This window comes from Streptomyces thermoviolaceus, from assembly GCF_045209695.1.
GTDB classification, from domain to species: Bacteria; Actinomycetota; Actinomycetes; order Streptomycetales; family Streptomycetaceae; genus Streptomyces; species Streptomyces thermoviolaceus.
The window spans coordinates 1,444,643-1,465,528 of sequence record NZ_CP109280.1 but is presented as its reverse complement, the minus strand read 5'-3'; the positions used below and the strand labels follow the sequence as shown (position 1 = coordinate 1,465,528).

General features: G+C 74.6%; 17 protein-coding genes. 10 read left to right on the top strand and 7 right to left on the bottom strand.

Features of this window, described 5'->3' with window-relative positions; genetic code table 11:
• Positions 1-26: 26 nt before the first annotated feature.
• Entirely contained in the window at positions 27-1,727 is a 1,701-nt protein-coding gene (locus OG899_RS06340; protein ID WP_125499789.1) for a proline--tRNA ligase, read from the top strand.
• An 87-nt stretch (positions 1,728-1,814) separates the two neighbouring features.
• On the opposite strand, the gene OG899_RS06335 is transcribed toward OG899_RS06340, so the two are convergent.
• The 3 genes from OG899_RS06335 to OG899_RS06325 all read right to left on the bottom strand — a co-directional run bounded on the left by OG899_RS06335 (position 1,815) and on the right by OG899_RS06325 (position 3,977).
• Positions 1,815-2,714 carry an aminoglycoside phosphotransferase family protein gene (locus OG899_RS06335; protein WP_406310927.1) on the bottom strand — a complete coding sequence of 300 codons (900 nt, stop codon included), beginning with the start codon at positions 2,712-2,714 and terminating at the stop codon, positions 1,815-1,817.
• Between the two features lie 256 nt (positions 2,715-2,970).
• A complete protein-coding gene (locus tag OG899_RS06330) occupies positions 2,971-3,435 on the bottom strand; it encodes a ferritin-like domain-containing protein (RefSeq protein ID WP_168132241.1) in 465 nt (154 codons plus the stop codon).
• The gene (locus tag OG899_RS06325; RefSeq protein ID WP_125499792.1) at positions 3,432-3,977 is read right to left on the bottom strand and encodes a hypothetical protein; all 546 of its coding nucleotides are present in this window, start codon (positions 3,975-3,977) and stop codon (positions 3,432-3,434) included. The genes OG899_RS06330 and OG899_RS06325 overlap by 4 nt, the downstream gene beginning before the upstream one ends.
• 220 nt (positions 3,978-4,197) lie before the next feature.
• Between OG899_RS06325 and rimP the strand changes: the two genes are divergently transcribed.
• The 9 genes from rimP to OG899_RS06280 all read left to right on the top strand — a co-directional run bounded on the left by rimP (position 4,198) and on the right by OG899_RS06280 (position 16,528).
• Positions 4,198-4,707, top strand: coding sequence for a ribosome maturation factor RimP (gene rimP, locus OG899_RS06320; protein WP_125499793.1), 510 nt, complete (start codon positions 4,198-4,200; stop codon positions 4,705-4,707).
• A gap of 2 nt (positions 4,708-4,709) precedes the next feature.
• The gene (gene nusA / locus OG899_RS06315) at positions 4,710-5,696 is read left to right on the top strand and encodes a transcription termination factor NusA (RefSeq protein WP_125499794.1); all 987 of its coding nucleotides are present in this window, start codon (positions 4,710-4,712) and stop codon (positions 5,694-5,696) included.
• 138 nt (positions 5,697-5,834) lie between these two features.
• The gene (locus OG899_RS06310; RefSeq protein WP_125499795.1) at positions 5,835-6,131 is read left to right on the top strand and encodes a YlxR family protein; all 297 of its coding nucleotides are present in this window, start codon (positions 5,835-5,837) and stop codon (positions 6,129-6,131) included.
• A 148-nt stretch (positions 6,132-6,279) separates the two neighbouring features.
• The gene (gene infB / locus OG899_RS06305) at positions 6,280-9,228 is read left to right on the top strand and encodes a translation initiation factor IF-2 (RefSeq protein WP_125499796.1); all 2,949 of its coding nucleotides are present in this window, start codon (positions 6,280-6,282) and stop codon (positions 9,226-9,228) included.
• 205 nt (positions 9,229-9,433) lie between these two features.
• Positions 9,434-9,727: a DUF503 domain-containing protein gene (locus OG899_RS06300; RefSeq protein WP_125499797.1), complete on the top strand. Its 294-nt coding sequence runs from the start codon at positions 9,434-9,436 to the stop codon at positions 9,725-9,727.
• A gap of 92 nt (positions 9,728-9,819) precedes the next feature.
• On the top strand, positions 9,820-10,281 hold the full coding sequence (gene rbfA / locus OG899_RS06295; RefSeq protein ID WP_125499798.1) for a 30S ribosome-binding factor RbfA: 462 nt from the start codon (positions 9,820-9,822) through the stop codon (positions 10,279-10,281).
• Positions 10,278-11,183: a tRNA pseudouridine(55) synthase TruB gene (gene truB, locus OG899_RS06290; RefSeq protein WP_125499799.1), complete on the top strand. Its 906-nt coding sequence runs from the start codon at positions 10,278-10,280 to the stop codon at positions 11,181-11,183. The genes rbfA and truB overlap by 4 nt, the downstream gene beginning before the upstream one ends.
• Positions 11,184-11,443: 260 nt before the next feature.
• Complete coding sequence (locus tag OG899_RS06285; RefSeq protein WP_229814571.1) at positions 11,444-15,340, top strand: trypsin-like peptidase domain-containing protein; 3,897 nt, start codon at positions 11,444-11,446, stop codon at positions 15,338-15,340.
• A gap of 201 nt (positions 15,341-15,541) precedes the next feature.
• Complete coding sequence (locus OG899_RS06280; RefSeq protein ID WP_125499800.1) at positions 15,542-16,528, top strand: bifunctional riboflavin kinase/FAD synthetase; 987 nt, start codon at positions 15,542-15,544, stop codon at positions 16,526-16,528.
• Between the two features lie 146 nt (positions 16,529-16,674).
• Here the strand turns inward: OG899_RS06280 and OG899_RS06275 are convergent, their stop codons facing one another.
• From OG899_RS06275 to OG899_RS06260, 4 genes are read right to left on the bottom strand one after another with little or no spacing between them, the layout of a single operon-like run.
• Entirely contained in the window at positions 16,675-17,697 is a 1,023-nt protein-coding gene (locus tag OG899_RS06275) for an ABC transporter ATP-binding protein (RefSeq protein WP_125499801.1), read from the bottom strand.
• A complete protein-coding gene (locus tag OG899_RS06270) occupies positions 17,694-18,824 on the bottom strand; it encodes an ABC transporter ATP-binding protein (protein WP_229814570.1) in 1,131 nt (376 codons plus the stop codon). The genes OG899_RS06275 and OG899_RS06270 overlap by 4 nt, the downstream gene beginning before the upstream one ends.
• The gene (locus tag OG899_RS06265; protein WP_229814406.1) at positions 18,821-19,804 is read right to left on the bottom strand and encodes an ABC transporter permease; all 984 of its coding nucleotides are present in this window, start codon (positions 19,802-19,804) and stop codon (positions 18,821-18,823) included. Before OG899_RS06265 ends, OG899_RS06270 begins: the two co-directional genes overlap by 4 nt.
• The gene (locus tag OG899_RS06260; protein WP_168132240.1) at positions 19,801-20,880 is read right to left on the bottom strand and encodes an ABC transporter permease; all 1,080 of its coding nucleotides are present in this window, start codon (positions 20,878-20,880) and stop codon (positions 19,801-19,803) included. Before OG899_RS06260 ends, OG899_RS06265 begins: the two co-directional genes overlap by 4 nt.
• Between the last annotated feature and the right edge of the window lie 6 nt (positions 20,881-20,886).

Below are 20,886 nucleotides of genomic sequence, written 5' to 3'. Positions count from 1 at the left end.
CGAAACGTGGCAGGAGTACGAGAACCATGGCGAACGCACCGGTCCAGCGCATGTCCCAGTTGATGGCCAAGACGTTGCGCGACGACCCGGCGGACGCCGAGGTCCTCAGCCACAAGCTGCTGGTCCGCGCCGGTTACGTCCGCCGCACCGCCGCGGGCATCTGGAGCTGGCTGCCGCTGGGCAAGAGGGTCCTCGCGAACGTCGAACGCATCGTGCGCGAGGAGATGGACGCCATCGGCGCCCAGGAGGTGTCGCTCCCCGCGCTGCTGCCGCGGGAGCCCTACGAGGCGACCGGCCGCTGGAACGAGTACGGCGGCGAGCTGTTCCGCGTCAAGGACCGCAAGGGCGGCGACTACCTCCTCGGCCCCACCCACGAGGAGATCTTCACGCTGCTGGTGAAGGACCAGGCGTCCTCCTACAAGGACCTGCCGGTCATCCTCTACCAGATCCAGACCAAGTTCCGTGACGAGGCCCGGCCGCGCGCGGGCATCCTGCGCGGCCGCGAGTTCCTGATGAAGGACTCCTACTCCTTCGACCTGAGCGACGAGGGCCTCGCCGAGTCCTACGCCCTGCACCGCCAGGCCTACCAGCGCATCTTCGAACGCCTCGGCCTGGACTACCGCATCTGCGCCGCCACCGCCGGCGCCATGGGCGGCTCCAAGTCCGAGGAGTTCCTCGCCCCGGCCGAGGCCGGCGAGGACGTCTTCGCCGACTGCCCGAACTGCGACTTCGCCGCCAACACCGAGGCGATCGCCTACGAGGTGAAGCCCGTCGACGCGGCCGGCGTGCCCGCCCTGGAGGAGATCCCCACCCCGGACACCCCCACCATCGAGACCCTCGCCGCCTCCCTCGGCGTCCCCGCCTCCGCCACCCTGAAGAACCTCCTGGTCAAGGTGGACGGCGAGATCGTCGCCGTGGGCGTGCCCGGCGACCGCGAGGTCGACATGGACAAGGTCGAGGCCCACTTCGCCCCGGCCGTCGTCGAGATGGTCACCGAGGAGGACTTCGCGGCCCGTCCCGACCTGGTGCGCGGCTACGTCGGTCCGCAGGGCCTGGACAAGGTCAGGTACATCGCCGACCCGCGGGTCGCCCCCGGCACCGCGTGGATCACCGGCGCCAACAAGGAGCACACCCACGCCAAGAACGTCGTCGCCGGCCGCGACTTCGAGGTCGACGCCTACGTCGACGTCGTGGTGATCCAGGACGGCGACCCCTGCCCGAAGTGCGGCGCCGGACTGAAGCTGGAGCGCGCCATCGAGATCGGCCACATCTTCCAGCTGGGCCGCAAGTACACCGACGCCCTCAAGCTGGACGTCCTCGGCCAGAACGGCAAGCCGGTCCGCGTCACCATGGGCTCCTACGGCATCGGCGTCTCCCGCGCCGTCGCCGCCCTCGCCGAGCAGCACGCCGACGAGCACGGCCTGGTCTGGCCCCGGGAGGTCGCCCCGGCCGACGTCCACGTCGTCGCCGCGGGCAAGGCACTGCAGACCGAGCTGGCCCTCGACGTCTCCGGGAAGCTGGCCGCCGCCGGCGTCCGCGTCCTGGTCGACGACCGGGCCGGGGTGTCCCCGGGCGTGAAGTTCACCGACGCCGAACTCATCGGCGTGCCCACCATCCTGGTCGTCGGCCGCCGTGCCGCCGAGGGCGTCGTGGAACTGAAGGACCGCAGGACCGGCGAGCGCGAGGACGTGACGGTCGAGGAGGCCCTCGCCCGTCTCACGGCCTGACGCACGAACCGGCCGGTGGCACGACCGCTGCCGCCGGCCGGAACCGCGGGGCGGGGCCGGGCACCGCGCCCGGCCCCGCCCCGCGGCTCACAGCCAGTCGGCGAACTCCAGCAGCAGCTCGGAGTCCTTCACCCGCCCCACTCGGCGGGCCCGCACCCCCGACTCCACGGCGCGGAACAGCGTCCAGCCGCGCAGCCGTTCCTGGTCGACCTCCAGGGACTCCGCCAGCCGTTTGATGCGGCGGTGGGTGATGGCCGCGCCGGACGGCGAGGCGATCAGGTCCTCCACCCGGTCCCGCACCAGCCGTGCCAGATCGAAGGCCATCTCCCCGACCACCGGGTCGGGGCCCACGGCCAGCCACGGCATCCGGTCCCCGGCGAGCACCTTGCTCTGCCGGAACGTGCCGTGCAGCAGCACCTGTTCGGGCGGCGCGGCCAGCAGCTCCTCGCGGGCCCCGAGCGCGGCGTCCACCAGCGGAGCCAGCTCGGCGTCCGCGTCCGCGTCGGCCCGCATGGCCCGCGCCTGCCGGGCGGTGCGCTCCTCGACCGTCTCGAAACCGTGCCCCTCGGGCGGCGCCACCCACAGCCTGCGCAGCGTGCCCGCCGCCTCCAGCAACGCCTTCGCTTCCGGCAGCGACCGCACCGACACGTCCGGATGGAGCCGCTCCTCCAGCAACGCCCCCTCGCCCACGTCGGCCTCGAGCAGCTGGACGGCACCGCGCCCGCCCCAGTGCGCCAGCGCGGCCCGCTCGCTTCCCGGACGCGCCCGCTCCGGCGCCAGCTTCAGCGCCGCCGGCACCCCCTCGGACGTCCGCACCAGCAGCACCAGGCTGCTGCGCCCGCCGGGCACCTGCACCCGCTCCACGGTCAGCCCGGCCCGGGCGACGACCTGCTGCGCCAGCTCGGGCAGCCGCTCCAGCCAGTCGTCGCCGTCCGGCGCCGTCTCGGCGAGTGCCCGCACCAGACGCTGCGGAGGTGTGAAAGCCATGCGCGAGTCGTTCCTTCCTGGACGAGTCGACGAAGGGGCACACGGGCGTGCCCGACCGGTGCCACGGGGCGGGGACGTGTCCGGGCAGCGCCGTGCCCGCCCGGTGCGCGGCCCGCCCTCCCGCCGCACCGGACGCCGTCCGGCCCGCCCTTCCGGCGGCGGCGCGACGTCCCGCACCCGCCCCGGCGAGCGCTGCGGACGCCGACGACCTCCGGCCGCCGCGGTCAGGGACCGTCACGGCCGGGACCGCCGCGCGTCACACCGGCGGCGTGGCGGAGGGCGTGGCGGCGTCCGCCCGTTCGGCGAGACCAGGGAAGGCTACGCTCTCCCCGCGCCAGCGCACCGCCCGGACCGCCGCCTCGCGCAGCGCCCCGGCCGCCTCGCGCCGCGCCGCCCCCGAGCTGGCCCGCACCAGATCGGCGTACACCCCGGCCACCCGGTCCTCCAGCTGCGCCGCGAACCGCACCGCCGCGGCCGCGTCCGGCACCGGGAACGGCAGCGCGTACCCGGCGGCCGCCGCCACCGGCGTGCCGCCCAGCTCCCGCACCTGACGCGTCAGCGCGTCCCGGCTCGCCCGGTGCGCGTCCCAGGCCGCCCGGGCGTCCCGCCGCCGCGCCGCGCCGATCCGGCCGCCCACCACGCCGTAGCCGTACACCGCCGCGTGCTCGGCGGCCAGCGCCGCCTGCAACGCCCGCAGCCGCTGCTCGTCCGCCTCGTTCACCCTCGCCCCTCCGTCAGCAGATACGCGTGTGCCGCCCCGGCCGCCGCCACCGACGCCAGCAGCCGTGCCAGCTCGCCCGGCACCTGCGCCAGCGCGGCCGTGAGCCGGTCGGCCCGGGAGCGTTCGGCGGCGGCGAGCGCGGTGAGGGCGTCCTTCTCGCCGGCCGGGACCGCGGGCGACGGGGAGCCGGACGGGCCGGGGGAGCCGTGCGTCGCCGCGGCCGCCGTCACCGCCGCGGACGGCGACGACGCCTCCGGCGTGGCCTCGCCGCCGAACGCGGCCGCATGCCGCTCCACCTCCGCCCGCAGCGGCCGCAGCCGTCCGGCCAGCGCCGGATGCGCGGCGAGCACCGCGTCGTACCGCCGTGCCAGGTCCCGGCTGTCCTGCGCCGCCTGCCTGCGCACCCGCTCGGCGGCGGCCGACGCCGGGCCCGAGCGGTCGCCGTCCGCGGAACAGCCGGCGAGCAGGGCCGCACCCGCGGCCGTGGCGAGCAGGGTCCTGCGGCGCGGCCCCAGGGACCGCGAAGGTGGGGGGAACGGCACGGCAGACGTCCTCGGGGTGCGGTGACGGAACTCTTCCACTCACAGGTCAGGGCGCGACGGACGGGCCCTGGTCGATGATCACCGTACCCGCGCCGCCGTCGGGCACGACTCAGCGGCACCGGGCCAGGCAGGTGGACGGCAACACCCTCCGGGACCGGATACCCTTTGACCTGACACGCGACCATCCCACAACAGCACACGCGGCCGAGGAGTCACCCGGATGAGCACCACCCAGAGCGAAAGGCTGCGGGAACTGCTGGAACCGCTCGTCGCATCCCAGGGGCTGGATCTCGAGGAGATCGCCGTCGACTCCGTCGGCCGCAGGCGTGTGCTGCGCGTCGTCGTCGACTCCGACACCGGAGCCGATCTGGACCGGATCGCCGAGGTGAGCCGTGCCCTCTCGGCGAAGCTCGACGAGACGGACGCGATGGGCGAGGGCCAGTACACCCTCGAGGTCGGCACCCCGGGCGCGGAACGCCTCCTCACCGAACACCGGCACTACGTGCGCGCCACGGGCCGGCTGGTGAAGTTCCAGCTGGCGGACGGCGGCGAACTGGTGGCCAGGATCCTCCAGGTCGACGACGAGGGCCTCGACCTCGAGGTGCCCGGCGTCAAGGGCCGCAAGGCCACCACCCGCAGACTCGGTTTCCAGGACGTGGCCAGGGCGCGCGTGCAGGTCGAGTTCAACCGCAAGGACACCAAGAACATGAAGCAGCAGGAGGAGGCGTAGCCGTGGACATCGACATGAGCGCCCTGCGGGGCCTGGTCAGGGAGAAGGAGATCTCCTTCGATCTGCTCGTCGAGGCGATCGAGTCGGCCCTCCTCATCGCCTACCACCGCACCGAGGGAAGCCGCCGCCACGCGCGCGTGGAGCTGGACCGGGAGACCGGGCACGTGACCGTGTGGGCGAAGGAGGACCCGGAGGACGTTCCTGAGGGGCAGGAGCCCCGCGAGTTCGACGACACCCCGTCGGGATTCGGCCGGATCGCCGCCACCACCGCCAAGCAGGTCATCCTGCAGCGGCTGCGGGACGCGGAGGACGACGCCACGCTCGGCGAGTACGCCGGGCGCGAGGGCGACATCGTCACCGGCGTGGTGCAGCAGGGCCGCGACCCGAAGAACGTGCTGGTGGACATCGGCAAGCTGGAGGCCATCCTGCCGGTGCAGGAGCAGGTCCCCGGGGAGAGCTACCCGCACGGCATGCGCCTGCGGTCCTACGTCGTCCGGGTGGCCAAGGGCGTGCGCGGCCCGTCCGTCACCCTCTCGCGCACCCACCCGAACCTGGTGAAGAAGCTCTTCGCCCTGGAGGTGCCGGAGATCGCCGACGGCTCGGTGGAGATCGCCGCGATCGCCCGCGAGGCCGGGCACCGCACCAAGATCGCGGTGCGGTCCAACCGCCCGGGCCTGAACGCCAAGGGCGCCTGCATCGGCCCCATGGGCGGCCGGGTGCGCAATGTGATGGCCGAGCTGAACGGCGAGAAGATCGACATCGTGGACTGGTCGGACGACCCGGCCGAGCTGGTGGCGAACGCGCTGTCCCCGGCCCGGGTCTCCAAGGTCGAGGTCGTGGACATGGCGACCCGGTCCGCGCGGGTGACCGTGCCCGACTACCAGCTGTCGCTGGCGATCGGCAAGGAGGGCCAGAACGCCCGGCTCGCGGCCCGGCTCACCGGATGGCGCATCGACATCCGTCCGGACACCGAACAGGTCGCGGAGTAGTGGCCGGCCGGTGCCGCCGCACCGGCCGGGGAATAGATCCGGACCACGGGTCGCTGAGATCACGACAGAGTTCTGTACGGCAAGTGTTCGAATCCTGCCCCAAAGGGGTGAGGGACGTGCGGGGAGGTAGACTTAAGAGTGTCTGGCCGGAGGCGTGCCCGAGCATGCCCTGAACGCACCTGTGTAGGGTGCCGGGAGCGCGCGGCCAAGACCGAGCTGCTGCGGATCGTGGCGATCGAGGGTGCGTGCGTCCCCGATCCTCGCGGTACGCTGCCCGGCCGGGGTGCCTATGTGCATCCCGCCCTGGTCTGCCTCGACCAGGCGGTACGCCGGCGGGCGTTCACGCGGGCGCTGCGCGCCCCGGGGGCGCTCGACACAAAGGCGTTGCGCCAGTACGTCGAGCGGACGACAGTTGCCGTACAGGCAGCACGGTAGGAAGACGTTCCGCGCGGAACCCCGTGCGGTCAGGTACCTCGCGAGTCGAAAGCAGGTCGAGATTGCGATGAGCACTCGATGAGTACGCGATGAGTACGCCCATGAACTAGCGACGGTCCGGCTTCAACCCGGACCTCAAAGGAGCGAAGTGGCTAAGGTCCGGGTCTACGAACTCGCCAAGGAGTTCGGTGTCGAGAGCAAGGTCGTCATGGCCAAGCTCCAGGAACTCGGTGAATTCGTCCGATCGGCGTCCTCGACGATCGAGGCGCCCGTGGTACGCAAACTGACCGACGCCTTCCAGCAGGGCAACGGCGGCGGCAAGAGCACCGCCAAGCCGAGCGCCCCGAAGAAGGCCGCCCCCAAGCCCGCCGCGCCCTCTCCGGCGCAGGCGGCAGGCGCCTCCGCGGCCAAGGCGGCGGCGCCGCGTCCGGCTGCCCCGAAGCCGGCCGCCCCCAAGCCCGGCCCGGCACCGTCCCCGTCGACGGCCGCGCCGACCCCCGGCCCGCGTCCGACTCCGGGCCCCAAGCCCGGTCCGCGCCCGACCCCGGCCGCGCCGGCCAACCCGGAGTTCACCGCTCCGTCTCCGGCCGCGCGTCCCGGCCAGGCCCCGCGTCCGGGTGCTCCGAAGCCCGGTGCCCGTCCCGGCCCCTCCGGCCAGGGCCAGGCGCCCCGTCCCGGCCAGGCCCCGCGTCCGGGTGCCCGTCCGGCCGGTCCGCGCCCGGGCAACAACCCCTTCACCTCCGGCGGCTCCACCGGCATGGCGCGCCCGCAGGCGCCCCGCCCGCAGGCTCCGCGTCCCGGTGCGCCCGGCGCCGGTCCCCGTCCGCAGGCCCCCGGCGGCCAGGGCGGCCCGCGTCCGCAGGCTCCGGGCGGTCCGCGTCCGACCCCGAGCTCGATGCCGCGTCCGCAGGGCCCGCGTCCCGGCCCGCGCCCGAACCCGGGCATGATGCCGCAGCGTCCTGCCACCGGTCCGCGTCCCGGCCCCGGCGGCCGCGGTCCGGCCGGTGCCGGTCGTCCCGGTGGCGGCGGTGGCCGTCCCGGCTTCGGCGGTCGTCCCGGTGGCGGCGGTGGCCGTCCCGGCTTCGGCGGCCGTCCCGGCGGCGGCTTCGGCGGCGGCGGTGGCCGTCCCGGCTTCGGCGGCCGTCCCGGCGGTCCCGGTGGCCGCGGCGGCACGCAGGGTGCCTTCGGCCGTCCCGGCGGTCCGGCCCGCCGTGGCCGCAAGTCGAAGCGGCAGCGCCGTCAGGAGTACGAGGCGATGCAGGCGCCGTCCGTCGGCGGCGTGATGCTGCCGCGCGGCAACGGCGAGACCATCCGGCTCTCCCGTGGCGCGTCGCTCACCGACTTCGCGGAGAAGATCAACGCCAACCCGGCCTCCCTCGTCGCGGTCATGATGAACCTGGGCGAGATGGTCACGGCCACGCAGTCCGTCTCCGACGAGACGCTGCAGCTCCTGGCCGAGGAGATGAACTACAAGGTTCAGATCGTCAGCCCGGAGGAAGAGGACCGCGAGCTGCTGGAGTCCTTCGACATCGAGTTCGGCGAGGACGAGGGCAGCGAGGAGGACCTGGTCGTCCGTCCGCCGGTGGTGACCGTCATGGGTCACGTCGACCACGGCAAGACCCGCCTGCTCGACGCGATCCGCAAGACCAACGTCATCGCGGGCGAGGCCGGCGGCATCACCCAGCACATCGGTGCCTACCAGGTCACGACCGAGGTCAACGGCGAGGACCGCGCGATCACCTTCATCGACACCCCGGGTCACGAGGCGTTCACCGCCATGCGTGCCCGCGGTGCGAAGTCGACCGACATCGCGATCCTCGTGGTGGCGGCCAACGACGGTGTGATGCCGCAGACGGTCGAGGCGCTGAACCACGCCAAGGCGGCCGACGTGCCGATCGTCGTCGCGGTCAACAAGATCGACGTCGAGGGCGCGGACCCGACCAAGGTGCGCGGTCAGCTGACCGAGTACGGCCTGGTCGCGGAGGAGTACGGCGGCGACACCATGTTCGTCGACATCTCCGCCAAGCAGGGCCAGAACATCGACCAGCTGCTCGAGGCCGTCATCCTCACCGCGGACGCCGCGCTGGACCTGCGGGCCAACCCGAAGCAGGCCGCCCAGGGCATCGCGATCGAGTCCCGTCTGGACCGCGGCCGCGGTGCGGTCGCCACGGTCCTGGTGCAGCGAGGCACGCTGCGGGTCGGCGACACCATGGTGGTCGGCGACGCGTACGGCCGCGTGCGCGCCATGCTCGACGACAGCGGCAGCAACGTGCAGGAGGCCGGCCCGTCGATGCCGGTGCAGGTCCTCGGCCTCACCAACGTCCCGGGCGCGGGCGACAACTTCATCGTGGTCGACGAGGACCGTACGGCCCGCCAGATCGCGGAGAAGCGCGCCGCCCGCGAGCGCAACGCCGCGTTCGCCAAGCGCACCCGCCGCGTCTCCCTCGAGGACCTGGACAAGGTGCTGAAGGCCGGCGAGGTCCAGCAGCTGAACCTGATCATCAAGGGCGACGCCTCCGGTTCCGTCGAGGCACTGGAGTCCTCGCTGCTGCAGCTGGACGTCGGCGAGGAGGTCGACATCCGCGTCCTGCACCGCGGCGTCGGTGCGGTCACGGAGTCCGACATCGACCTCGCGATGGGCTCCGACGCGATCGTCATCGGCTTCAACGTCCGGGCCGCTGGACGGGCCCAGCAGATGGCGGAGCGCGAGGGCGTGGACGTCCGCTACTACTCGGTCATCTACCAGGCGATCGAGGAGATCGAGGCGGCCCTGAAGGGCATGCTCAAGCCGGAGTACGAGGAGGTCGAGCTCGGTACGGCGGAGATCCGCGAGATCTTCAAGTCGTCCAAGCTGGGCAACATCGCGGGTGTCATCATCCGCTCCGGCGAGGTCCGCAGGAACGCCAAGGCGCGCCTCATCCGCGACGGCAAGGTCGTGGCGGAGAACCTCACCATCGAGGGCCTGCGTCGCTTCAAGGACGACGTCACCGAGATCCGCGAAGGGTTCGAGGGCGGTATCAACCTCGGCAACTTCAACGACATCAAGGTCGACGACATCATCGCGACGTACGAGCTGCGCGAGAAGCCGCGGGCCTGACGCCTGTGGCACCGACCGGCCGGCGGGACGTGTTCCCGCCGGCCGGTCGGCCGTGTCGCGGCCGCACGGCCCAGGGCCGCGTCGTCCCGGCGGGCGGGCACAATCCCGTCGAGCCACAGCCGGGATCGCGGTACCGTGCTTGATGTCCCTGCCCGACCGACGGCAGGACCATCGACCCCGAACCGGCGGGCAACCCGGACCACACATGTACGTGGGGACTCTGTCCTTCGACCTCCTCCTCGGCGACGTCCGCTCGCTGAAGCAGAAGCGCTCCGTCGTCCGCCCGATCGTCGCCGAGCTGCAGCGCAGGTTCGCGGTCAGCGTGGCCGAGGTGGACCACCTGGACCTCCACCGCCGGGCCCTGATCGGCCTGGCCGCGGTCTCCGGCGACGCGACGCACCTGACCGACGTGCTGGACCGGTGCGAGCGGCTGGTCGCCGGCCGCCCGGAGGTGGAGCTGCTGTCCGTCCGGCGCCGGTTCCACGGCGAGGACGACTAGACGGCTTCGCGTGAGGACGGCCCGACGGTGCCGCACCCCACTCGAGAGCACACCAGCGAAACGCAGAAGAAGAAAGAACGGGAGACGGACCAGTGGCCGACAACGCGCGGGCGAAAAGGCTGGCGGACCTCATCCGGGAGGTGGTGGCCCAGAAGCTGCAGCGCGGGATCAAGGACCCGCGGCTCGGTTCGCACGTCACCATCACGGACACCAGGGTGACGGGCGACCTGCGGGAGGCGACCGTCTTCTACACGGTCTACGGCGACGACGAGACGCGCAAGGCGGCCGCGGCCGGCCTGGAGAGCGCCAAGGGCATCCTGCGCTCCGAGGTCGGGCGCGCGGCCGGCGTGAAGTTCACCCCGACCCTCACCTTCGTCGCGGACGCCCTGCCGGAGACCGCCCGGACCATCGAGGACCTCCTCGACAAGGCACGCGCCTCCGACGCGAAGGTGCGCGAGGCGTCCGCGGGCGCCACCTACGCCGGCGGCGCGGACCCGTACCGCAAGCCGGTCGACGGGGACCACGCCGACGGGACGGACGACACCACCGCATGAGCAGCAAGCCCACCCCGCCCGACGGCCTCGTCATCGTCGACAAACCGGCGGGCTTCACCTCGCACGACGTCGTGGCCAAGATGCGCGGGATCGCCGGGACCCGGCGCGTCGGCCACGCCGGCACCCTCGACCCGATGGCCACCGGCGTCCTCGTCCTCGGCGTGGAGAGGGCGACCAAGCTGCTGGGCCACCTCGCGCTGACCGAGAAGGAGTACCTCGGCACCGTCCGGCTCGGCCAGAACACGGTCACCGACGACGCCGAGGGCGAGATCACCTCCGCCGCCGACGCCTCGGGCGTCACCCGCGAGGCGATCGACGCCGCCGTCGCCAAGCTGACGGGCGACATCATGCAGGTCCCGTCCAAGGTCAGCGCCATCAAGATCAACGGCGTGCGGTCCTACAAGCGGGCCCGGGAGGGCGAGGACTTCGACATCCCGGCCCGGCCGGTGACCGTCTCCTCCTTCCAGGTCCACGACGTCCGCGGCGAGGTCGCCGAGGACGGCACCCCGGTGCTCGACCTGGTCGTGTCCGTGGTGTGCTCCTCCGGGACCTACATCCGCGCCCTCGCCCGCGACCTGGGCGCCGACCTCGGCGTGGGCGGCCACCTCACCGCACTGCGCCGCACCCGGGTCGGGCCGTACGGGCTGGACGCGGCCCGCAGCCTGGACCGGCTGCAGGAGAAGCTGGAGATCATGCCGGTCGCCGAGGCCGCCGCCGCGGCGTTCCCCCGCTGGGACGTCGACGCCCGGCGGGCCCGGCTGCTCACCAACGGGGTCCGGCTGGAGATGCCCGACGAGTACGCGGGCCGGGGCCCCGTCGCGGTCTTCGGCCCCGCAGACCGCTTCCTCGCGCTCGTGGAGGCGCAGCGCGGCAAGGCCAAGAGCCTCGCCGTCTTCGGCTGACCGAGGACGGCCCTGCGGGCGCTTCGCCCGTGGAGCGGCGGACACGGGGTGTTCCACAGCCGCCGCTCCACGGTCCCCCCTCGGTTCCCCCTCTGAAGATCTATCCCGCCACGCCCGTCCATTCACTCGCTCGGGCAGGCGCGCGGAGTGAACCGGGGGAGCACAGGGGGGCGCGTTCGTGGCATGAGCTTTCCCGGCGATCACGCGGTGCCTACCGTCGGTGGCCGGGGGTGCACCACGGCACGGCGGGGAGGTACGACATGGCGGCAGCGGAGCCCCGAGGCGCGCGGGCCGGCGCAGGCCCGCTGCCGACGGCCGTCCCGGAGCCCGGCGCGGAGGAGACCCGCGACCGCCTGCTGGACGCCGCGCTGGTCCGCATCCGCGACCTGGCCGGACGCCCGCGCGGCACCGCATTCGCCGCCGACCACCACGGCACCCTCGTCACCAGCCACGAGACCGTCGCCGGACTCGACCGCCTCCAGCTCGAGGTCCCCGGCGCCGCCGAGCGCTCCTGCGTGGTCGACGCCGACGCCGTCACCGCGCTGCCCGAGCAGGACCTCGCCCTGATCCGCACCGAGGGCCTCGCCCTGACCCCGCTGCCGGTCACCGCGCGCGGGACCGTACGTCCCGGCACCTACGTCCGCATCGCCGCCGGCGGCTGGCGCGAGGCCCGCGTCCTGGGCGCCTGCACCGCCACGTACCCGGCCCCGGACGGCCCCCGCACCGTGCACGGTGCGCTGGACCTGGCCATCGGCACCGCCGGCCGCGACGCCCTCAGACCGGGCGGCGGCGCCGCCGGCGGCCCGGTGCTCGACGCGGCCACCGGCGCCGTGGTCGGCGTGCTCGGCACGGCCCTGCGCTCCGGCGGTCGGCAGGCCGGGTTCGCGGTGCCGCTGTGCCCTCGGCGCGCCGCCGCACCGCGCCCCGGGGCCGCCCGCCGGACCGGCGATCCGCTGGCCGAGCTGCTCGCCCGCAACGCGGCCACGGTCCCCGCCTACGGCCCCGACCTCAACCTGGCGGGCGCCGTCGAGCTCACGGCCACCTCCGTGGCCCAGGACGGGCCCGCCGCCGCCCTGACACCCCACGGCAGCCACGGCCCCGCGCCCCTGGTGCCGCCGCTCGCCCTGTCCCCGGGCGGCGACGGGAGAGCGGCCGTCGTCCCGGGCCACGTCCTCGACGCTCCCGCCGTGCACCCCGCCCGGCCCGTCCCCCTGGTCGAGCGGCCCGCGATCGCCGCCGAACTGGACGCGTTCGGCGCGGGCGACGCCGCCGTGCTGGGCCTGGTCGGCGCACCCGGCACCGGACGCACCAGCGAACTGGCCGCGCTCGCCGCCCGCCGCGCACGCGGTGCGTCACCCGCGCCCACCCTGTGGCTGCGCGGCGCCGACCTGAACGGCACCGACACCTCGGTCGCCGACGCGGCGAGCCGCGCCCTGGACCGGGCGGCCCGGATCGTCGCCGCCGCCCGGTCACCGCTGCCCACCGATGTCACCGACCTCACCGCGGACCGCCTCGCCCGCCTCGCCCGCGCCCAGGGCCGGCCGCTGCTGCTCCTGGTGGACGGTCCCGAGGAGATGCCGCCCGCCCTGGCCCGCCGGCTCGCCGACTGGACCGAGGGCACCCTGCGCTGGCTGCGCGGCACCGGGGCACGCCTGGTGCTGGCCTGCCGCCCGGAGTACTGGGAGCAGGCCGGGGCGCTGTTTCCCCCCGACTCCCTGCACGCTCCGGGCACTCCCGGCGGTGCGGGCACCGCCCCGCGCCCGGGGCCCGCCGCGCCGCCCGACACCGGCGTCCCCCTCCCGCCCTGCCTGCACCTGGGCGACCTCACCCCCGAGGAGGCCCGCGAGGCCCGCGCCCGGTACGGCGTCCCCGACGGCGCCCTCGCCGAGGCCGACGCCCGCCACCCGCTCACCCTCCGGCTCCTGGCCGAGGTGCGCGCCGCCCTGCCCGGCGGACCCGACCGGGCACAGCCCGACCGCACCGACGTCCTCGCCGCCCACCTGGACCTGGTGTGCCTGCGCATCGCGGTGCGCCTGGCCGCGGCCAGGGGCCTGCGCGGCACCGCCGTCCGACGCCTCGCCGCCAAGGTCGCCGGGCAGGTGCACGACGCCGCCCGGCGCAGCCTGGAGAGCGGACGCGCGGACCTGGACCGGGCGACGTTCGAGGAGGTCTTCCCCTGGGGCACGGCCCCCGCCCGCCTGGGCGGCGGCACGGGCTGGGCCTCCGCCGTGCTCGCCGAGGGTCTGCTCGTGCCCGCCGGGGACGGCTACCGCTTCGCCCACGAGGACCTCGCCGACTGGCTCCAGGGCCTCCACCTCGACCTGGACGAGGCACTGCGCGTCCTGGTCCACCGTCGGCACATCCCGGGGGAGGGGCCCCGGCCGCTGCCCGTCCCGCACCACCGCATCGGCCCCGTCGTCCAGGCCCTGCTCCAGTTGGCCCGCCGGCACGGCCCGCGCCGGCTCGCCGTGCGGCTGGAGGAGCTGATGTGCGCCCTGGACGGCGACCCGCACAACTGGTGGGCGTCCCGGCTGCTCTCCGGCGTCCTGCTGCGGCTGCCGGACGCGACCCCGTACCTGCGGGTGCTCCGGCTGCTCGCCGACCGCATCGTGGTCTGGCAGCAGTGCGGCCTGCCCGTGCCCCACGGCTTCGGCCCCGGCTTCTGGACCGCACTGCACCTGCCCCTGGCCGAACGCTGCGACCTGCTGCGCCGGCTGCTCGTCGCCGACGGCCCGCCGCCCGCCGGCACCACCGCCACCCACCACGACCCGCACCCGCCGCACGCGCCCGCGCCCGACGGCACCGCCCTGTCCCGGCACGCCGACGACGGCAGGGCGCAGCCGCTCCGACCTCGGCACGGCGACGAGGGCGAGGCGGACCCGTCCCGGCCCCGCTTCCTCGACGCCGTCGCGCAGCTCCTCGCCGCCGACCCGGTCGCCGTCCAGCCGCACCTGATCCACTGGTTCGACGACGACCGGCCGTTGCCCGCGACACCCCGGGCGACCGTGGCCGACGCCGCCCAGGCGCTGCTGTACACCCACCGCGCCGGCGCCGAGGACGAGCTGGCCGAAGTGCTCGCCGGCCGCGGTCACCCGCGCGCCGGGGAGATGCTGGCCGCGCTCGCCGAGGAGGAACCGTCCGCGGTCTGCCGGGCCGTCGAACGGTGGGCCCGCGACGAACGCCCGCACCGGCGCGCCACGGCCGTCTCCTGCGCCCTGCGCACCGCCCCGCACGCCCGCACCGAGAACGACCGCGCCCTGCTGCGCCGCGCCGCCCTCGCCGTGCTCGCCCGGCCCGCCGACGCCGCCCTGCACGGCAGCGCGCTCGCCCTCCTCGTGGCCGACCCGCGCACCCGCACCGCCCATCTGCCGCGGGCACTGGAACGCTTCGCGGCCGGCGATCCGCAGCTGCCGCCCGACGCCCTGGCCCCGGCCCTGACCGGCCATCCGGAGGCCGTGCTCGCCGCCTTCGCCGAGCGGCTGCTGCGCGGCCCGGACACCGCCGAGGTGCTGCGCGCGCTCACCGACGTCACCCCGCCCGGCCTCGCCGGCCGGGTCGCCTCCGTGCTGCGCGAGGTGGTGGCACGACGGCCGGAGACCGCCGACGACGTGGCGATGTGCGTGGCACGCCGGCTCCGCCACGGTCCCGCGGCGAGGCCCGTGGTGTTCCCGCTGGCCGGCCGGCTGATCGAGTACGGCCCCGCCCGGCTGCGGGCCGCACTGGGCGCCGCGCTCGCCGCGCCGCTGCCGCCCCAGAGCACCGCCGGAGCGGACGATCGGGCCGCCGAGGCCGCCCTCCCGGACGGCTCGGGCCCGCTGCGCCGGGAACTTCTCGACCTTCTCCTGGCGCAGGAGTCGGCCCGGCCCGCCGGCGAGGACGTCATCACCGTCCTCGACGCGGTGCTGCGGGCCGCCGCCTCCACCGCCGAGGAGGACCTGCGCGACCTCGTCCACCGTGTCGGCCTGCTGCTGGCCCGCACTCCGGACGGGGCCGCCGCGTTCGACCGCTCCCTGGTGGCCCTGAGCCAGGAGGTCCCCGGCTTCGCCGCCCGCCTGGCCGGCTGGCTGGCGCACGCTCCCCAGGACTGGGCGGTGCTGGTGACGCCCGGTGTCCGCCGGACGATCGAGCACCTCGCCGGGGTACCCGTTCCTGCCTGATTCCGCCCGTCCACCGGGCCCGTCCCACCGGCTCCCGCGGGCCCGTCCCACCTGCTCCCGTGGGCCCGCGGCGCCGTGCGACCGGTCACAGAGCCGTACCGATGCGGGCCGCGAAGCCGGGGCATGGCACCCTTAGACCTGCGGACAAGCAGCAAGGCAACCACAGCAACACGGACACGGGTTCGACGAGGAGCGGTCACAGTGCAGCGCTGGCGTGGCTTGGAGGACATCCCCGAGGACTGGGGGCGCAGCGTCGTCACCATCGGCTCCTACGACGGGGTGCACCGCGGCCACCAGCTCATCATCGAACACGCCGTGAACCGCGCCCGCGAGCTGGGCGTGCCCAGCGTCGTCGTCACCTTCGACCCGCACCCCAGCGAGGTCGTGCGTCCCGGCAGCCACCCCCCGCTGCTCGCCCCGCACCACCGGCGTGCCGAGCTGATCGAGCAGCTCGGCGTGGACGCGGTCCTGGTGCTGCCCTTCACCACCGAGTTCTCCAAACTGTCCCCGGCCGACTTCGTGGTGAAGGTGCTGGTGGACCGGCTGCACGCCAAGGCGGTCGTGGAGGGCCCCAACTTCCGCTTCGGGCACAAGGCGGCCGGCACCGTCGACTTCCTCGCCGAGCAGGGCAAGCTCTACGACTTCGAGGTGGAGGTCGTCGACCTGTACCTCACCGGTGAGGCCAGCGGCGGGCAGCCGTTCTCCTCCACGCTGACCCGACGCCTGGTCGCCGAGGGCGACGTCGAGGGCGCCCGCGAGATCCTGGGCCGCCCGCACCGCGTCGAGGGCGTCGTCGTCCGCGGTGCGCAGCGCGGCCGCGAGCTGGGCTTCCCCACCGCCAACGTGGAGACCCTGCCGCACACCGCGATCCCCGCCGACGGGGTGTACGCCGGCTATCTGCACGCCGACGGCGAGGCGATGCCGGCCGCGATCTCCGTGGGCACCAACCCGCAGTTCGACGGCACCGAGCGCACGGTGGAGGCCTACGCCATCGACCGGGTCGGCCTCGACCTGTACGGGCTGCATGTGGCCGTGGACTTCCTCGCCTACGTGCGCGGTCAGGCCACGTTCGACTCGCTGGAGCAGCTGCTGGCGCGGATGACCCAGGACGTCGAGCAGTGCCGCGAGATCATCGCCGCGGACCAGCAGGACCGGCAGAGCCGGCAGGACCGGCCGCGGCAGGACTGACCTGCTGGGGTGACGCCCCGGGGGCGGCCGCAGCGCCGCCGCGGCCGCACCGGTCGCCGACGCGGCGGGCGGCCCGCCTCCCCAGACCGCGGGCCGACCGCCGCACCCCTCCCGGCGCTCCGGGACCTCGGGCGCCGGAAGTCCCCTCAGCCCGACGGCGTCGCCGCCTCGGACCCGGCCCGTGCGCGGGCCCAGTGGCAGGCCACCTGGGTGCTTCCGTCACCGGACAGGACCGGCAGGTCCCGGGTGCGGCAGGCCTCGGCGACCCCCGCACGCTCGGCCTCCCCGCCCGCCAGGACGGGGCAGCGCACATGGAAACGGCACCCGGACGGCACCCGCGACGGGTCCGGCGGCTCGCCGGTGAGCACGACCGGGGTGCCCGGGGCCTCGGGCAGCACCGACAGCAGCGCCCGGGTGTAGGGGTGCCGGGGTGCCGTCAGCACCTGCTCGACGTCGCCCGTCTCCACGATCCGCCCCAGATACATCACCGCCACCCGGTCGGCGATGTTCCAGGCCAGCCCCAGGTCGTGGGTCACCACCAGCGCCGACAGCCCCAGCTCGTCGCGCAGCCGCAGCAGCAGTGCGAGGATCTCGCCGCGCACCGAGGCGTCCAGCGAGGCCACCGGCTCGTCGGCGACGACCAGTTCGGGTCGCAGCACCAGCGCCCCCGCGATGACGACCCGCTGCCGCTGTCCGCCGGACAGCTCGTGCGGGTAGCGCAGGAAGAACCGCTCCGGCGGCCGCAGCCCGGCCCGGGACAGCGCCTCGGCGACCGCCGCCCGCTCGTCCCCGTCGAAGCCGTGGATGCGCAGGCCCTCGGCCACCGCGTCGTACACCGTGTGCCGCGGGTTCAGCGAGCCGCTGGGATCCTGCAGGATCAGCTGGACCCGCTTGCGGTACGCCTTCAGCGCGCGGGCGGAGTACTCCAGCGGGGCGCCGTCGAAGGCGACCCGGCCCTTCGTCGGCGGGACCAGCCCGAGCAGCGTCCGGGCCAGCGTCGTCTTGCCGCAGCCGGACTCGCCGACCAGCGCCACGATCTCGCCCGGCCGGATGTCCAGGTCCACACCGTCCACGGCACGGGCCGGCGCGGCCCCGTCGCGGCCCGGGAAGGTGACGTGCAGGCCCTCGACGCTCAGCAGCGGCGGCGTGCCCGTCTCGGTGCCCGTCATGTGGTGCTGCTCCTCACTTCCTCGTCCTGCGCGGAGTCCGCGGCGGGATGTGCGGCGGGATCCGCCACGGGATCCGCAGCGGAGTCCGCGGCCGCCGCTGCGGTGGCCGATGCGGCGTCCGCCGGGGGTGCGGCGTCCGCGCCGGAGGCCGCCGGGGCCGCGGACGTGGCCGTGCCGTCGGCGTCCACCAGTACGCAGGCCGCCCGCCGACGAGGACCCGCCTCGCGCAGCACCTGGTCCTCGACGGCACAGTTGTCCAGCGCGACCGGGCAACGCGGATGGAACGCGCACCCGGACGGCACCGCCGACGGATCCGGTGGATCGCCCGGCAGCCCGCGCGGCGCGAACCGTGACGCCGGATCACCGATCCGCGGGAACGCCTGCGACAGCGCCCGGCCGTAGGGGTGGCGGGCGTCGTCGTACACCTGCCGGGCCGGGCCCTCCTCCACCACCCGACCCGCGTACATCACCGCGAGCCGGTCGCAGGTGTCGGCCAGCACGGCCAGATCGTGACTGATCATCATCAGGCCCACGTCCTGCTCGCTGACCAGCTCCTGGATCAGCCGCAGGATCTGCGCCTGGATCATCACGTCCAGGGCGGTGGTGGGCTCGTCGGCGACGATCAGCCGCGGATCGCAGGCCAGCGCCATCGCGATCATCACCCGCTGCCGCTGCCCGCCGGACAGCTCGTGCGGATACGCGCTCGCCCGTGCCGCCGGCAGTCCCACCTGCTCCAGCAGCTCGCCCGCCTTCTTCCTCGCTTCCGCCGGGGTGGCCTTGCGGTGCAGCAGGATCGGCTCGGCGATCTGGTCGCCGATCCGGTGCACCGCGTTGAGGGAGTGCATCGCGCCCTGGAAGACGATGGAGGCGCCCGCCCAGCGCACCGCGCGGACCCGCCCCCACTTCATGGTGAGCACGTCCTCCCCGTCCAGCAGGATCTCCCCGCTGACCCGGGCCCCGGCGGGCAGCAGCCGCAGCAGCGCCAGTGCCAGCGTGGACTTGCCGCACCCGGACTCGCCCGCGATGCCGAGCTTCTCCCCGGCGCCGAGGGACAGGTCGACCCCGCGCACGGCGGCCGCACCGCCCGGATAGGTCACATGCAGGTTCCGTACCTCGAGCAGGCTCATCGGGCCACCCCCAGCCGCGGGTTGAGCACGGCCTCGACCGCGCGCCCGCACAGTGTGAACGCCAGCGCCACGACGGCGATCGCGATGCCCGGCGGCACCAGGTACCACCAGTCGCCGGAGCTGACCGCGCCCGCCTCCCGCGCGTCCTGCAGCAGCCCGCCCCAGGACACGATCGTCGGGTCACCGAGCCCGAGGAAGGCCAGCGTCGCCTCCGACAGGATCGCCGAGGAGATGATCAGCGTGGTCTGGGCGAGGATCAGCGGCATCACGTTGGGCAGGACATGCCGGGACATGATGTGCCAGTGCCCGCCGCCGAGCGCCTTGGCGCGCTCGATGTACGGCCGCGACTCCACCGCGAGGGTCTGTGCCCGCACCAGCCGGGCCGTGGTCGGCCAGGTCGTCACGCCGATCGCGAGGATCACGGTGCCCAGCGACCGGGACAGCACGGTGGCCAGCGCGATCGCCAGCACCAGCGTCGGCATCACCAGGAACCAGTCGGTCACCCGCATCATCACCGTGGCGTACCAGCCGCGGAAGTGCCCGGCGGTGATGCCGATGACCGCGCCGATCGCCACCGACAGCACGGCCGCGAGCAGTCCCACCAGCAGCGAGACCCGCGAGCCCCAGATCACCAGCCCGAGCAGATTGCGCCCGAACTGGTCGGTGCCCAGCGGGAACCGGCCGCTCGGCCCCTCGAGCGGCCGGCCCGGGGCATCGGTCACGCTCGCCACGTCGGAGCCCACGGTCCACGGCGCGGTCAGCGCCACCAGTGCGAACAGCACCAGCGCGACGAGCCCGACCACGCCCGCCCGGTGTCCGCGGTACTCCGCCCAGAAGCGTGCCACCGAGGCCCGCCGGCGCTGCCAGGCCAGGGCCCGCGGACCACGGGCCGCTCCCTTGCGGGCCCCGCCGCCGGCCGGAGACGTCCCCGGCTGCGGGGTCTTCGTCGTCTGCGTCTGAGGTGTGTCGGCTGTCGTCATCGGCCCACCCTCGGGTCGAGCAGCGGATACAGCAGGTCGGCGAGGGTGTTCATGACGATCACCGCCGCGGCGAAGACGAAGAACAGGCCCTGCACCAGCGGCAGATCGGGCACGCTCAGCGCCTGGTAGAACAGTCCGCCGAGCCCCGGCCAGGAGAACACCGTCTCGACGAGGATGACACCGGCGACCGTCCGGCCGAGGTTGACGAAGATCAGCGTGACGGTCGGCAGCAGCGCGTTGGGCACCGCGTGCCGGCGCCGCACCAGGGCGTCGCGCAGCCCCTTGGCCCGCGCCGTCGTCAGATAGTCCCCGCCCATCTCGTCCAGCAACGCCGACCGGGTGACCAGCAGCGTCTGCCCGTACTCCACGGCGACCAGGGTCACCACCGGCAGCACCATGTGGTGCACGACGTCCACGACGCGGGCGAAACCGGTCTCGCCGCCCGACTCCATGCCGCCGGTCGGGAACAGGCCCGGGACGGGCCCGACCCCCACCGACAGCACGATGATCAGCAGCAGTCCCAGCCAGAACGACGGGATGGAGTACAGGGTCAGCGCCAGCCCGGTGTTGAGGCGGTCGCCGAGCCCGCCGTGCCGCCAGGCCGCACGGGTGCCGAGCACGATGCCCAGCGCGGTGTACAGGACGAAGGCGGTGCCGGTCAGCAGCAGCGTGTTCGGCAGCGCCTCGGCGATCTTGTCGATGACCGGCACATGGAACTGGTACGAGGTGCCCAGGTCACCGGTGAGCGCCTTGCCGCAGTAGTCGGTGAACTGCTGCCACAGCGGCAGGTCCAGCCCGAACTCCCGGCGGTAGGCGGCGATCTGTTCGGCCGACACCGGGCGGCCGCCGGTCATGAACTTCACCGGGTCGCCCGGGATCAGCCGGAAGAGGAAGAAACTGGTCACCAGCACGGCCAGCAGCGACACGACCGCACCGGCCAGCTTGCCCGCCGCATACCGCAGATACGCGGCGGTGGAGCGTGACCGGGGCGCGCGCCCGGCGCCCGCCGACCCGGTGTCGTCCGGGCCGGCGGCCGCCGTGCCGGCGACCATCGAGGGAGTGGCTTCAGCGGTCATGGTGCC

Coding starts and splice junctions, on each gene's coding strand:
- OG899_RS06285 (WP_229814571.1), top strand. CDS start 11,444: ATGGCGGCAGCGGAGCCCCGAGGCGCGCGGGCCGGCGCAGGCCCGCTG.
- OG899_RS06275 (WP_125499801.1), bottom strand. CDS start 17,697: ATGACGGGCACCGAGACGGGCACGCCGCCGCTGCTGAGCGTCGAGGGC.
- OG899_RS06265 (WP_229814406.1), bottom strand. CDS start 19,804: ATGACGACAGCCGACACACCTCAGACGCAGACGACGAAGACCCCGCAG.
- OG899_RS06300 (WP_125499797.1), top strand. CDS start 9,434: ATGTACGTGGGGACTCTGTCCTTCGACCTCCTCCTCGGCGACGTCCGC.
- OG899_RS06335 (WP_406310927.1), bottom strand. CDS start 2,714: ATGGCTTTCACACCTCCGCAGCGTCTGGTGCGGGCACTCGCCGAGACG.
- truB (WP_125499799.1), top strand. CDS start 10,278: ATGAGCAGCAAGCCCACCCCGCCCGACGGCCTCGTCATCGTCGACAAA.
- rimP (WP_125499793.1), top strand. CDS start 4,198: ATGAGCACCACCCAGAGCGAAAGGCTGCGGGAACTGCTGGAACCGCTC.
- OG899_RS06340 (WP_125499789.1), top strand. CDS start 27: ATGGCGAACGCACCGGTCCAGCGCATGTCCCAGTTGATGGCCAAGACG.
- OG899_RS06260 (WP_168132240.1), bottom strand. CDS start 20,880: ATGACCGCTGAAGCCACTCCCTCGATGGTCGCCGGCACGGCGGCCGCC.
- OG899_RS06270 (WP_229814570.1), bottom strand. CDS start 18,824: ATGAGCCTGCTCGAGGTACGGAACCTGCATGTGACCTATCCGGGCGGT.